This is a genomic window from Streptomyces sp. NPDC088732, from assembly GCF_044751205.1.
Lineage (GTDB): Bacteria > Actinomycetota > Actinomycetes > Streptomycetales > Streptomycetaceae > Actinacidiphila.
Genome location: NZ_JBIVLI010000014.1, coordinates 155,036 through 168,206 on the forward strand (window position 1 = coordinate 155,036; position 13,171 = coordinate 168,206).

The 13,171-nt window shown below is 72.8% G+C and carries 13 protein-coding genes; 4 read left to right on the forward strand and 9 right to left on the reverse strand.

Features of this window, described 5'->3' with window-relative positions:
- Positions 1 to 12 precede the first annotated feature (12 nt).
- The 3 genes from ACIP9H_RS23885 to ACIP9H_RS23895 all read right to left on the reverse strand — a co-directional run bounded on the left by ACIP9H_RS23885 (position 13) and on the right by ACIP9H_RS23895 (position 3,651).
- Positions 13 to 1,467 (reverse strand): ATP-binding protein, encoded by a 1,455-nt coding sequence (locus tag ACIP9H_RS23885; RefSeq protein WP_401586150.1) that lies wholly within the window; start codon positions 1,465 to 1,467, stop codon positions 13 to 15.
- Entirely contained in the window at positions 1,464 to 3,122 is a 1,659-nt protein-coding gene (locus ACIP9H_RS23890) for an FAD-dependent oxidoreductase (RefSeq protein WP_401586148.1), read from the reverse strand. Before ACIP9H_RS23890 ends, ACIP9H_RS23885 begins: the two co-directional genes overlap by 4 nt.
- Positions 3,123 to 3,291: 169 nt before the next feature.
- On the reverse strand, positions 3,292 to 3,651 hold the full coding sequence (locus ACIP9H_RS23895) for a DUF427 domain-containing protein (RefSeq protein WP_401586146.1): 360 nt from the start codon (positions 3,649 to 3,651) through the stop codon (positions 3,292 to 3,294).
- A gap of 152 nt (positions 3,652 to 3,803) precedes the next feature.
- Here ACIP9H_RS23895 and ACIP9H_RS23900 point away from each other — a divergent pair, with 152 nt between their 5' ends.
- A complete protein-coding gene (locus ACIP9H_RS23900) occupies positions 3,804 to 4,247 on the forward strand; it encodes a hypothetical protein (RefSeq protein ID WP_401586144.1) in 444 nt (147 codons plus the stop codon).
- A 15-nt stretch (positions 4,248 to 4,262) separates the two neighbouring features.
- On the opposite strand, the gene ACIP9H_RS23905 is transcribed toward ACIP9H_RS23900, so the two are convergent.
- The 5 genes from ACIP9H_RS23905 to ACIP9H_RS23925 all read right to left on the reverse strand — a co-directional run bounded on the left by ACIP9H_RS23905 (position 4,263) and on the right by ACIP9H_RS23925 (position 7,735).
- Positions 4,263 to 5,087, reverse strand: coding sequence for an endo alpha-1,4 polygalactosaminidase (locus ACIP9H_RS23905; RefSeq protein ID WP_401960667.1), 825 nt, complete (start codon positions 5,085 to 5,087; stop codon positions 4,263 to 4,265).
- 41 nt (positions 5,088 to 5,128) lie between these two features.
- Complete coding sequence (locus ACIP9H_RS23910; protein ID WP_401586142.1) at positions 5,129 to 5,398, reverse strand: hypothetical protein; 270 nt, start codon at positions 5,396 to 5,398, stop codon at positions 5,129 to 5,131.
- Between the two features lie 90 nt (positions 5,399 to 5,488).
- Entirely contained in the window at positions 5,489 to 6,109 is a 621-nt protein-coding gene (locus ACIP9H_RS23915) for a hypothetical protein (RefSeq protein ID WP_401586140.1), read from the reverse strand.
- Between the two features lie 82 nt (positions 6,110 to 6,191).
- A complete protein-coding gene (locus ACIP9H_RS23920) occupies positions 6,192 to 6,335 on the reverse strand; it encodes a hypothetical protein (RefSeq protein WP_401586137.1) in 144 nt (47 codons plus the stop codon).
- Positions 6,332 to 7,735, reverse strand: a complete 1,404-nt coding sequence (locus ACIP9H_RS23925) for an OFA family MFS transporter (RefSeq protein ID WP_401586135.1) — start codon at positions 7,733 to 7,735, stop codon at positions 6,332 to 6,334. The genes ACIP9H_RS23920 and ACIP9H_RS23925 overlap by 4 nt, the downstream gene beginning before the upstream one ends.
- Before the next feature lie 288 nt (positions 7,736 to 8,023).
- Between ACIP9H_RS23925 and ACIP9H_RS23930 the strand changes: the two genes are divergently transcribed.
- Positions 8,024 to 9,295: a cytochrome P450 gene (locus ACIP9H_RS23930; protein ID WP_401960671.1), complete on the forward strand. Its 1,272-nt coding sequence runs from the start codon at positions 8,024 to 8,026 to the stop codon at positions 9,293 to 9,295.
- Positions 9,288 to 9,656, forward strand: coding sequence for an antibiotic biosynthesis monooxygenase family protein (locus ACIP9H_RS23935; RefSeq protein WP_401586130.1), 369 nt, complete (start codon positions 9,288 to 9,290; stop codon positions 9,654 to 9,656). Before ACIP9H_RS23930 ends, ACIP9H_RS23935 begins: the two co-directional genes overlap by 8 nt.
- A gap of 95 nt (positions 9,657 to 9,751) precedes the next feature.
- Here ACIP9H_RS23935 and ACIP9H_RS23940 read toward each other — a convergent pair whose 3' ends face one another.
- Entirely contained in the window at positions 9,752 to 10,645 is an 894-nt protein-coding gene (locus tag ACIP9H_RS23940) for a chitosanase (RefSeq protein WP_401586127.1), read from the reverse strand.
- Positions 10,646 to 10,913: 268 nt separating this feature from the next.
- Here ACIP9H_RS23940 and ACIP9H_RS23945 point away from each other — a divergent pair, with 268 nt between their 5' ends.
- Positions 10,914 to 13,118: a SpoIIE family protein phosphatase gene (locus ACIP9H_RS23945; RefSeq protein ID WP_401960792.1), complete on the forward strand. Its 2,205-nt coding sequence runs from the start codon at positions 10,914 to 10,916 to the stop codon at positions 13,116 to 13,118.
- Positions 13,119 to 13,171: the final 53 nt, after the last annotated feature.

Genomic DNA, 13,171 nt, shown 5'->3' on the forward strand with positions numbered 1-13,171 from the left:
CGGTTTGCCGGTTCAGTCCGGGACCGAGGCGTCGCCCGGGTGGCTCAGGGCGACCGGCAGGCACACGGTGAAGCGTGTGTCGCCCGGGGTGGACTCGACGCGGATGTCGCCGTGGTGCTTGTTGACCACGATGCGGTAGGAGATGTCGAGGCCGAGCCCCGTGCCCTCGCCGACCGGCTTCGTGGTGAAGAACGGCTCGAAGATCCGTGGCCGGATCTCGTCGGGGATGCCCGCTCCGGTGTCGCCGATCTCGACCAGCAGCCGTTCCGTGCCGTCCCACTGGGTGCGGATGCTGAGGGTGCCCGAACCGGCCATCGCGTCCAGGGAGTTGACGATCAGGTTGGTCCACACCTGGTTGAGCTCCGCGCCGTAGGCCTGGATCTGCGGCAGCGTGCGGTCGTACTCCTTGACCACCTGCACCCCGCCGGGGATCTTCGCGTGGAGCATCGTCAGCGTCGCGTCCAGCAGCGCGTGCACGTCCACGGTCTGCTGCGGCGCGCGGTCCAGCTGCGAGTACTGCTTCGCGGCGCCGACCAGCCCGGAGATCCGGGTGACGGCGTCGTCGATCTCGCCCATGAGCAGTTCGGTGTCGAGGGTGTACGACAGCCAGCGCACGGACGCCTCCAGGCGGTCCTCGCCGACGGTCTCCACCACGGTGCCGAGCCACTCCACGTCCACGCCGCCCGCGATCAGCGTCGGCGCGAGCTCCCAGGAGCCGTTGACGCCGTGGTCCTCGAGCCAGTCCGTCAGCTCGTCCTCCGCGTCCGAGGCCTGCAGCGCCGACAGTTCCGGTGCTGAGGCGAGGCGCTTGATCGCGGCGTCCTGGAGCTCGACCAGTTCGTGCAGCTGCCGGGTGTCGAGCCGGCCGTCCGCGATGAGGGCGAGCTTGTGCCGCATGCCGGCGACCCGGTCGCGCAGTGCGGAGGTCGCCCGTACCGCGGCCGCGGCCGGGTTGTTCAGCTCGTGCGTCAGGCCCGCGGAGAGGGAGCCGAGCGCCAGCAGCCGCTCGCGTTCGCCCATGATCGTGTTCTGCTGGCGTACGCCGAAGAACAGCCCCTCCAGCAGGTGCACCGCCATCGGGAACCACCGGTGCATCGCCCCGGCGAACTCGCCCGCCGGGACCACGAAGAACTCGCAGTCGGTGATCGCCCGCAGGGAGTTGGGGTAGACCTGCTCCACCCGGTCGCCGAGGTACGCCTGCGTCGCGCCCGCGTACACCCCGCGCTGGTCGGTGCGGTTGACCTCCACCTGGTCGCCGTGGAGCAGCCTGGTCATCGCCACGGTGCCGCTCAGCAGGATGTAGAAGCAGGTGGCGGGCTCGCCCTCGCAGTAGACGTCGCTGCCGCCGGGTGTCCGCTCCACACAGCCCTGTTCGGCGAGCCAGGCCAGTTGCTTGTCCCCGAGCGCCTCGAAAAGGAACAGGGTCTTCAGCTGCTCCGGTCCGAGCCGGTCCGGCGTGGTGGTCACTGCGCCTCCAGGTAACGGTGCACGAGCGATACGGCCATCGCGCCCTCGCCCACGGCCGACGCCACCCGCTTGACGGACTCCGCGCGGACGTCGCCCGCCGCGAAGACCCCGGGCACGCTGGCCTCCAGGTGGTACGGGTCGCGGGGGAGCGGCCAGCGGCCCGGCCGCCGCCCGCCGGTGAGCAGATCGGGGCCGGTCAGGACAAAGCCGCGCGCGTCGCGCTCCACGACACCTTCAAGCCAGTCCGTGCGCGGCTCCGCGCCGATGAAGACGAACAGCCACTCCGCGTCCACGGTCGTCACCGCGCCCGTCTTCGCGTCCCGCAGCAGCAGCTGCTCCAGGTGGTCGCCGCCCTTGCCGCCGACCACCTCGGTGCAGGGGTGCACGTCGATGGTGTCGATTGCGGCGATCTGGTCGATCAGGTAGCGCGACATTGAACGGCCCAGGTCGGCACCGCGGATCAGCAGGTGCACACGGTGGGCGTTGCGCGAGAAGTACACGGCGGCCTGCCCCGCCGAGTTGGCGCCGCCCACGATGTAGACGTCCTGGCCGGCGCAGTTCATGGCCTCGGTCATGGCCGAGCCGTAGAAGACGCCGGCGCCGGTGAACTCGGCGAGCCCCGGCGCGTCCAGCCTGCGGTACGCCACGCCGGTGGCGAGCACCACGGTGTGCGCCGTGATCGCCGAGCCGTCCCCGAAGGACAGCACCCGTCCGGCACCCGCCGCCTCCAGTCCCGTCACCTCGCGGGTGCTCAGGATCTCCGCGCCGAACTTCAGCGCCTGCCGGCGCGCCCGGTCGGTGAGCTGGGCGCCGGAGACACCGTCCGGGAAGCCCAGGTAGTTCTCGATCCGGCTGCTCTGGCCGGCCTGCCCGCCCGTCGCCCTGCGCTCCACGAGCACCGTGCGCAGGCCCTCGGAGGCGCCGTACACGGCGGCACCGAGGCCGGCCGGGCCGCCGCCGACCACCACCAGGTCGTAGAAGTCGGCGGACGGTGTGGTGCTGAGGCCGACGTGCGCGGCGAGTTCGGCCTCGCTCGGCCGCACCAGCGTCGAACCGTCGTCGGTGACCACCAGCGGTACGTCGTCCGGGGTGAGTCCCGCGGCGGTCAGCAGCTGGACGGCCTCCGGGTCCTCCGAGGGCAGCCAGCGGTAGGGCACCAGGTTGCGGGTGAGGAAGTCGCGCACCTTGAACGACGGCGCGGACCAGCGGTGCCCGACGACCCGGGTCTCGCTGGCGGTCGGGTCGGGGGTGGAGAGCCAGGATTCGAGCAGTGTGTCGATCACCGGATAGAGGTTCTCCTCCGGCGGGCTCCACGGCTTGAGCAAGTAGTGGTCCAGATCGATGATGTTGATCGCGTCGATGGCCGCCGCGGTGTCCGCGTAGGCGGTCAGCAGTACGCGCCGCGCCAGCGGGAACAGGTCCATCGCGGCCTCGAGGAACTCGACGCCGTTCATCTGCGGCATGCGGTAGTCCGCCAGCATGACGGCCAGCTGCTCGCCGCGCAGCTTGATCTCGCGCAGCGCGCTCAGCGCCTCGTCGCCGGAGGTCGCGCGCACCACACGGTACCGGTCCCCGTACCGGCGGCGAATGTCGCGGGCCACCGCCCGGGAGACTGCCGGGTCGTCGTCGACGGTGAGGATGGTCGGATTCGCCATGTGACCATCATTGCTCCCCGGAGCCCGCCGCGCGCCCCAAAACGAACACTCGTGCCTGGTGGGGCGATGCATCACGGTCCGTGGCGCGCAGTCACGCACCGCATCGGCCGCTGCCCGCGTCGGCCGCGGGCCGGCGCCGCCCCGTCGGAGGGCGCCGGTGGCCGGGCGGTCAGACGCCGTCCGCGACCTTGATCTCGGCGATCGTGTCGTAGAAGGACAGGTGGTCCTTGATCTCCGGCACCGTGGCGATCGGCTCCGGGTAGGCCCAGGCCACGTCGGTGTGGTCGCCGAACGACCAGTACGAGGCCAGGCCCTTGAACGGGCAGGTGGTGTGGGTGTCGGTCGGCCGGAACCGCGCCAGGTCGACGTCCTCCGGCGGAATGTAGTAGCGGACCGGCAGGCCGGTCTCGTGGACGAGCAGCGGACGCCGGGTGTCGGCCACCACCTGTCCGTCGATCTCGACCGTCACGTGCTGCGTACCGGGCACCGCCGTGACGGTGTGGCCACGCGTGCTGTCGGTGGACGCCATGAGGCTCCCCTTTTCACTCGGCTCTCGTGATGGAACCCCGCGCGCGGGGAGCGCATTCCCCGGGGCGGTGTCCCCCGCATGCACGTATCCGCGTGACCGAAACCGCGTTCGCACGTTGGCCCTGCAAGATCGCAGCCAAGGAGGAGCGTGAGATGAGCACCCGACGAAACCAAAAGGGCCGCAAGCACCGCACGGTCAACCGCACCCCCCGCCCCGTCGCGGCCGGCGCCCCGGTCGCCGGACGGCCCACCGTCCGCCCGGTTTCGCCTTCCAGCGCCCCCGCGGCGGCTCCCGCGGGCGGTCCGGCGCCGGTGGTGGCGGCCGTGCCCGTGGCTCCCGCCCCACGGTCGGAGCAGAGTCCGGAACGCCGGCCCGAGGCGCGGCCGGAGCCCCAGCCGGAGCCCGCGCTGCCCCGCACGGCGCTCAAGACCCTGGAGCAGTTGCGTGCCGCGGGCGGCGACGGCACGACCATCGACGACCTGAGCGCCAGCGTGGGCTACCAGCCGGCCACCATCGTGCGCCACATCGACACCCTGGTCGCCGCCGAACTCGTGCACCAGCGCGACGGCCGCTGGTACGCGGTGTCCGCGGGGTGAATCGGCCGCCGCCGCTCAGCAGGTGCGGAAGACGTGCCCGCGCTGCCCGGCGGGCCTGACGTCCCGGTCCCGCAGCACCACCGAGAGGCGGCCGCCCCAGCGGCGGCAGGTCCGGCCGAAGTCGGCCGCGGTGTAGGCGACGACCAGGACGCGGTTCGCGTACGCGGCGGCGTAGTCGCCGCACTCGTCGAACTCCCCGCACTCCTCGGCGACGGCGAAGTCGAAGCCGACGTCGGCGTGCCGGGGGAGGAGTTCGGCGGTGTTCTTCTGCGCGACGGCGAGTCCCGCCGCGTGCGCCCGTGCCGCCAGGAGCCGGGCGTACGCGGCGTTCTGAGCGGGGGTCAGCAGGCCCCGGGAGCGCTCGAAGGAGTCCAGGTTGTCCGGTTCGACGGCCTGGAAACCGCGCGCGGCGCAGTCGTCGATCCAACGGCCGACGACGTCGGCCAGCGCGGTCCGCCGGGCGGGCGTCGAGACGTCGAACAGCACCTCGTCCCACTCCTCGTCGACGACCGGGGCGCCCCGCCGGTCGTGCAGGAGCAGGTCCGGGTGGTGGCGCCGCCACCACGAGGACTCGCCGGGCTGGGCCTGGAAGGCGTTGACGTAGCAGACGGAGTACGTCCCGGACGCGGGCCGGTCGGCGCGGTCGCGGGAGACCACGCGGACGCCCTTCGCCGGCGGATAGCCGCCGCCGATTTGGTAGTCGAAGCGCGCGCCGGCCGTCGGCAGGGTCACCGACCCGCCCCCGTCGGGGCGTTGGCCGGTGCCGCATCCGGCGGCCAGTACCGCCGCGGTCAGCAGGGCTGCCGCCCGGAGCGGCGACACGACAGTGGGGGCGGGCACACGGGCTCCTGGGCGGCCGGGGACGGGGAGCGGACGCCGGGTCAGAGGATGCCGCTGCCGCCGCTCCAGTGCGGGCCGGTCATCCAGAGCACCGCCACGAGGGTGTCGATCGCCCCCAGGACCACGGCGACGAGCGGCAGCAGCGGCTTGGCGCCCCGCCATGTGCGGCCCATGGCGAGCCAGCCGCAGATCACGGCGGCCGGGCCGAGCAGGATGCCGAGGACGAAGAAGCCGGCGACGGCGCATATCAGACCGATGACGCCGAGCGTGCCGCGGTCGGTGCGGGTGCTCGTCCGGGGGCTGTGGGGCATGGTTCGCTTCCTCCGTGGTGGGCGCTCGACGGCGCGAGCGCGCGTTCGTTCGGAAGGCGGTTACCCCACTTCACGGCGGCTTAGTGCCCGTCAGGTCATCGGTTGTGCGGGCGGGCGCGGTGACCGCCACAGCAGCAGGGCGAAGCCGAGGGCGAAGGCCAGCATGGTGAACACGCCCCGGGGCCAGAAGATGTGGCTGTCCCGGAAGGACCAGCACGCGGCGAGCAGGACGGCCGTGCCGGGTACCGCCCGCAGTCCGTCCCGTGCGCCGCCATGCAGCTGCAGCGCGGCGCCCGTCGCGAGCACGGCTCCCGCGAGGGCCCAGACACCCGCCCGGCCGAGGGCGCCCCCGGTGGCGAAGAGGTGGTCCAGCAGGGCTTCCTGGCCGGGAGCGTCGTACACGCGCACCGTTCCTCCCGCGATGCCCGCGACCGCGTCCAGTCCGGTGTAGAGGACCGCGTAGCCGTAGCCGCCCACCCAGGCCAGCGCCGCGGCCACGCCCGCGGCGTCGCGCCGGAGGCGCCCGTGCAGGGGGACGGCCAGGCCCAGCGGCAGGAGAGGGAACAACGGCAGCAGCCACACGTGCAGTACAACCCAGTCATGCGCCGTCGCGGTCTTCAGCGTGTGCGGGTGCACCAGGAGACCGGCGGCAGCGAGGGCCAGCGGAACGGCGGTGACCAGGGCGAGTCTGGCCGTCAGGGAGGCGGGCATGCCCGCGAGCGTACGAGTGCGCCCGCGGGCCCGCCCACCCCCACCGGACGGGGGTAAGGATTCCGCAACAACCTGCCGTGCCTCAGCCGCCGAACAACTGCTTGAGCTTGAGGGCGAGTTCGTAGACCCCGTAGGCGAAGGGCGCGCCCACCCACAGCCAGGCGAGCGCCATCAGGGGACGGCGGTCCGGAGTTTCCGCACCGGCCGGCGTGGACGGTTCGGTCATCGGACGGCTCCTTCCGACTCGGGCCCGGCCGCCTCGACGGCCGGTGTCTGCGACGGGCCGTCGTGATGACGGGCGTTGACGGGACGTACGAGTTCGTTGGCGACGAAGCCGATGACCAGCAGGACCATCATGATGACGAAGGACGTCGTGTAGAGGTCCGGGCCGGTGCGCCCGGCCGACTTCTCGTGGTCGGCGATCGCGTTCACGATCAGCGGCCCGAGCACGCCGGCGGTGGACCACGCGGTCAGCAGCCGCCCGTGGATGGCGCCGACCTGGTAGGTGCCGAAGAGGTCCTTCAGGTAGGCCGGGATCGTGGCGAACCCGCCCCCGTAGAAGGACAGGATGACCGCGGCCGCCAGGATGAACAGCGGCTTGGACGAGTCGCCCACGAGTGCGATCAGCAGGTAGAGCAGGGCGCCCACGCCGAGGTACACGCGGTAGATGTTCTTGCGCCCGACGAGGTCGGAGGTGGCCGACCAGGTGATCCGGCCGAGCATGTTGCCGAGCGACAGGACGCCGACGAAGCCCGCGGCGGCGGTGGCCGCGACCGGCGTCGAGGTGTCGGCGAAGAAGTCGGTGATCATCGGCGCGGCCTTCTCCAGGATGCCGATGCCCGCCGTCACGTTCATGCAGAGCACGACCCACAGGCACCAGAACTGCGGCGTGCGCAGCGCCGTGCGGGCCGACACCTGGGCGGTCGTGACCAGGGGGCGCGCCGACTCGGCGGCGGGGGGCCGGCCGGACGGCTTCCAGTCGTCGGCCGGCACGCGTACCAGCAGCACGCCGAACGACATGAAGACGGCGTAGACCAGGCCCATCACCAGGAAGGTCTGGGCGATGCCGGACGTGTCGGCGCCGAAGGACGACAGCATCTGGGTCGACCAGGGCGAGGCGATCAGGGCGCCGCCGCCGAAGCCCATGATGGCGATGCCGGTGGCCAGTCCGGGGCGGTCGGGGAACCACTTGATGAGGGTGGAGACCGGGGATATGTAGCCGATGCCGAGGCCGATCCCGCCCACGAAGCCGTACCCCAGCACGATCAGCCAGTACTGGCTGGTCGCGGCGCCGAGCGCGGAGATGAGGAAGCCGGAGGAGAAGCAGAGCGCGGACACGCACATCGCCCAGCGCGGGCCGTTGCGCTCGACGAGGGTGCCACCGAAGGCCGCGGACAGCCCCAGCATGACGATCGCCAGCTGGAAGGGGAGCGCCGACTGGGTGCCGCTGAGCTGGAGGGCGCCCTCCAGCGGTGGCTTGAACACGCTCCAGGCGTAGGCCTGGCCGATCGCGAGGTGGATGGAGAGCGCCGCGGGCGGCACGAGCCACCGGCTCCAGCCGGGCGGGGCCGTGGTGCGGGCGCGACTGAGCACAGCGGGTACAGCGGTTAATGCTGGCGGGGCCATGACATACCTCCCTGGCGACACGTGGCCCCGTGGACCGTACAACTTTCACCCATAGCTGGGTAGGGCCTTTTCCGAAGTGCCCGTCGCCGATACGGATGTGACGGGGGAGGCGGAGGTGCCGTGAGGGGTCCGCTCGCGCGCGTCATCCATTTGCCCCCTCCCGGATTTGGACCCCGGGGAGTCTTCCTACGATGTCCGAAGTGGCGTTTCCGATGATGTGTCCGTCGAGCACCCGGCGGACGCGACGTGCCGCAGTGACCGACGGCAGCCCGAATGTCAGGACCAGCCATGACCCACGCAGCCACCCCCGGTGACGCGGCGGCCGCCGTCGCCGAGGGGCGACCGGAGTTCCGCGTCGACCCGCACCCGGTGTACGCCGCGCTGCGGCAGGCCGCACCGGTGTGCCCGATGCGGCCCCCGCATGGAGTGGAGACGTACCTGATCACGCGGTACGACGACGCCCGCGCGGCGCTGGCCGACCCGCGGCTGAGCAAGGACATGTACGGCGCGATGGACGCCTACCAGCGGATCTTCGGGGACTCCTCCGTCGCGCTCGACGACAACATGCTCTTCTCCGACCCGCCGAAGCACACCCGCCTGCGCCGGATCGTCAACAGCGCCTTCACCCCGCGCCGCGTGGCGGCGCTGCGCCCCCGCATCCAGCGCATCGCCGACGAACTGCTGGACCGGTGCCCGGCACGGGAGCCCGTCGACCTGCTTCCGGCGTTCGCCTTCCCGCTGCCGCTCAACGTGATCTGCGAACTCCTCGGCGTCCCCGAGTCCGAGCGCGAGCAGGCCCGGCAATGGTCGGCCACCGTCGCGCAGACCGGCTTCGGCCCCGAGGCCAGGAAGGCGCTGGAGGAGGCCGAGGGGGCGCTGCGCGACCACCTGGTGGAGCTGGTCGCCCGCAAGCGCGCGCATCCGGGCGAGGACCTGATGAGCGCGCTGGTCCGGGCGCAGGACGAGGGCGGGGCCCTGACCGACCGCGAACTCGTCTCGACGGCCTGGGTACTGCTCTTCGCCGGCCACAAGACGACCGCGTATCTGATCGGCAACGCCGTCCACCACCTGCTGGCCCACCCGGACCAGTCGTCCGCGGTCCTGCGCGACCCGGAGCTCTGGCCGCGGGCCGTCGAGGAAGTGCTGCGCTTCGAGGGCTCGGTGGAGAACGCCACGTTCCGCTACGCCGCCGAGGACGTGGAGATCCGCGGCACCCTCGTCCCCAAGGGGGCGCTCGTGCAGATCGCGCTCGCCTCCGCGAACCGCGACCCCGCGGCCTTCGGGGAACCCGACCGCTTCACCGTCACCCGCGCCGACGCCGGCTCCCACCTGGCCTTCGGGCACGGGCCGCACTACTGCGTCGGGGCTCCACTGGCCCGGCTGGAGACGCGGATCGCCCTGGCCACGCTCTTCGGCCGCTTCCCGCACGTCGCGCCGGTCACGCCGCCCGAGGACGCGCGCTGGCTGGCCGTCCCCTTCCCCGCGTTCCGCGGACTGGCGGAACTCCCCGTGACGCTCGACCCCTCACCGCTCCCCGACGACAGGAACAGCCGTGATTGAGCTCGCCGACGTCGACGAGACGTCCCCCTATCCCAAGCAGCTGCTGGAGGAGACCGGGCCGGTGGTCCTGGTCAACACCATCGTGGCGCCGGACGGCAAGGTGGCGGAGGTGCTGGCCGCCTGGACCGAGGACTCCGCGTACTTCAAGCGGCAGCCCGGCTTCATCTCCGCCCAGATGCACAAGGGCGTCGGGGGCAGCCGCGCGCTGATGAACATCGCGGTCTGGGAGTCCGCCGGGCATCTGCACGCGGCGCTCACCAGCCCCGAGTTCGGCGACGCCGCCGAGCGCTACCCCGACGGCACGGTGGCCCACCCGCACCTGTACGAGCGGCTCGCGGTCCCGGGCGTCTGCGTCGCCTGACCCGCGGGACGGCACCGGCGCCGCCACGGGCGCCGGCGCGGACCGGGCCGGCCCCCTCGCACGGGGGGCCGGCCCGGTCCTGTGGTGCGCGGGGATCACTGGTTGATGGTGTAGCTGTCCCCGTAGACCTTCCACTTCAGCGGAGGGGTGAGGTCGAAGTTGCCGTTGTTGAGGAAGACGCGCTGCTCGGTGTCGACGCGAGAGGTGTCGCTGTGCGCCTCCTCGGTCTTCATGGCCGCCTTGCGGGCGTCGAGGAAGGCGTTGATGTACGCCTTCTCGTCGCCGCCCTGCGCCGGGCTCTTGGCCTTGGACAGGGCGGTCCTGCGGATGCCGCCGAAGCTGACCTTGTCGTCGCCGGGGCCGTGCATCACTATCGCGTCGTAGTACGCGAACTGGCCCAGCGCGCGCAGCCCGTCGGCCTTGGCCTGCTGGACCGAGGGGTTGAAGTAGACCCGGTCGCGCTCGTCGTTCTGGGCCTGCTGGAAGGCCGTGTCGGCGGCGGCGGTCCGCCAGGCGCTCTCGAACCCGGAGCCGAGGCCGCTGTGCGAGTCGGTGCCGTTGACGTTGCGGAGCGCCGGGAGGTAGCGGGCGAGGACGTTGCCCGGCTTGCGGTCGGTGTAGAGCTGGACCAGGTCGAGCATGTCGCCGGTGCCGGAGCAGAAGCCGATGATGCCGGCGGTGTAGCCGCGTCCGTCGCCGATGTCCTCGATGTACTTGTACTGGGCCTTCCAGTCCAGCGAGGAGTTCTCTGCACTGGACACCAGCTGCATCGCGATGTCCTTTTTGTGGGGGTCGTCGAGGCCGGTCGCCGCGACCTTGGCCGCCGCGGCGGCGTGCGCGGTCGCGGCCGTGGTGACGGGTGCGGGAGCGGCGGACGCGAGCGAGCCGACGCCCACGGCGAGCACGCCCGCCGAGAGGGCGGCGGTCGCGCCGAGCGCCAGGCGCCTGCCGTTGAGGGTGCGTGCATGACGGTGTGGGGGGATCTGCACGGGGGTCTCCGGGGAGTCAGAAGTTAGGAAACCTTCCTAACAGCGCCACATTGAAGCATCGCTTCCTTCGAACGCCAAGAGGATGGAACAAAAACGCGACATGCCATCTGTGCGACGCCGTACGGCAGTTGAGACCGCACCCGGTCGGCCGCGGCATCCGGGCCGCCGGGATCCGCGCTGGTCAGCCCGCCGCCCGCATGCGCGGCGCGCCGCCCGGAGGCAGGCTGGAGCGATAGAGCCGGAGGAGGTGGTGCCCGTGCCCGACGGGATGCCTCCCGGGCTGCCGTACCCGGACAGCGGCGGGACGGCCGGTGGTGCGCTGCTCTCCCTCGCCCTGGCCTCGATGATGGACGACGTCCACGCCCACGCCGGCGCGGTCTACCTGCTCGCGCCCGACGCGCCGGTCCTGGAGATGGCGGTCGGCGCGGGACTGCCGCGCGCCTTCGCCGCCCCGTGGGAACGCGTGGGGCTCGCCTCGCGGCTCCCTGTGGCCGACGCCCTGCGCGAGCGCCGCCTGGTCTGGATCGGCGGTGAGAGCGAGATGGCGCGCGTCTACCCGCGGATCGCGCTGGTGCTGCCGTACCCGTACACCATGGCGGCGCTGCCGGTCGCCACCGACGAGACCCCCTACGGCGCGGTCTTCCTCGTTCTGGCCGCTTCGCACCCGCCGGAACTCGGCGGGCTGGAACGCGACCTGCTCACCTCGGCCTGCCGGCGGCTCGCCCTGCGCCTGGAGCGCGAGGCCGTGGCCGGGCGGCCGGTCCGCCGCGAGCCCGGCACCGCGGAGGCCGGCGAGGCCGCCCCGCGGACCGCCGCGTCACCCCTCGTCCACGCCGAGCACATGGTCGCCCGGCTGCCGGACGGGCTGTGCGCGCTCGACGTCCACGGCCGTGTCACCTACGCCAACACCGCCGCCGCGACCCTCCTCGGCGTGCCCGTCAAGGCGCTGGTCAGCGCCCGGTTGTGGACCGCGATGCCCTGGCTCAACGACCCGGCGTACGAGGACCGCTTCCGCGGTGCGCTGATCAGCCAGCGGGCCATGTCGTTCGTCGCCCTGCGCCCGCCGAACGACTGGCTCCGCTTCTGCCTGCACCCCGGCACCGACGGCGTGACCGTGCGGGTCGCGCCCGCCCCGACGGCCTCGGCCGGCGCGCCCGCCGTCCACAGCCACCACAACGACCACAGCCACCGCGGTGAGCACAGTGAGGACGGCGGCCACGGAGGATCCCCGGACCCCGGGCCGCGCGGCGCGGCCCGGCTGGTGACCATCTCCCATGTGCTGAACCTGGCCGTCGCGCTGACCAGGGCGGCCGGGGTGCAGGACGTCGTGGACCTGCTGGCGGGCGAGATCATGCCCGCCATCGGCGGCCGGACGGTCGCCCTGCTGGCCTCGGAGGGCGGCCGGATGCGGGTGCTGGGACACCGCGGCTACCCGGACCCGCGGATGCTCGACCACTTCGAGGGGCTGCCGGTGTCCGCGCCGACCGCGAGTGTGCAGGTGCTCGTGCGCGGGACGCCGTCCTTCGTGGAGTCGCCGGAGCGGCTGGCGCAGCTCTACCCGGGCCGGCCGGCCGTCAGCGACGGTATGGCCTCGTGGGCGTTCCTGCCGCTGATCGCCTCAGGACGGGCGGTGGGCTCCTGCGTGCTCGGCTACCCCGAGCCGCACACCTTCTCCGCCGACGAGCGCGCCGTGCTGACCGCGCTCGGTGGCCTGATCGCGCAGGCGGCCGAGCGCGCCCGGCTGTACGACATCAAGCACCGGCTCGCCCACGGGCTGCAGGCGGCCCTGCTGCCGCACACCCTGCCCTCGCCGCACGGCCTGGAGGTCGCGGCCCGCTACCTTCCGGGCACCGAGGGCATGGACATCGGGGGCGACTTCTACGACATGACCCGCGTCGGCGACCGGGTGGCCGCGGTGGTCGGCGATGTCGAGGGCCACAACGTCAAGGCGGCGGGGCTGATGGGCCAGGTGCGCACCGCGGTACGGGCGTACAGCGCGGCCGGCCAGTCGCCCGGCCAGGTCATGGAGTCCACCAACCGGCTGCTGGTCGACCTGGACGCGGGGCTGTTCGCCAGCTGTGTGCACCTCCACCTGGACATACCCGGGCGGCGCGCCCTCGTGGCCCGGGCCGGACACCCGCACCCGCTGCTGCGCGAGCCGGACGGCCGGGTCAGCGTGCTCGACCTCGCCGGCGGGCCGCTGCTCGGGGTGGAGTCCGACGCGTGCTACCCCACCACCGAGGTCCCCTTCCCACCGGGCTCGGTGCTCGCCCTCTACACCGACGGCCTGGTCGAGGCCCCGGGCACGGACATCGACGACGCGCTCGCCGACCTCGCCGAGCACCTCGCCCTCACCGGGCACCTGTCGCTGGAGGAGGTCGCCGACGGCCTGCTCGCGCACACCGCCGGGAGGCGCGGCCGGACGGACGACGTCGTCCTGCTCCTGCTGCGCGCGCGAGCGCCGGTCGTGTGATCCGCCCGGACACGCGGACGGGCGCCGCGCCGTCCTGCGACGGTCCGCGGCGC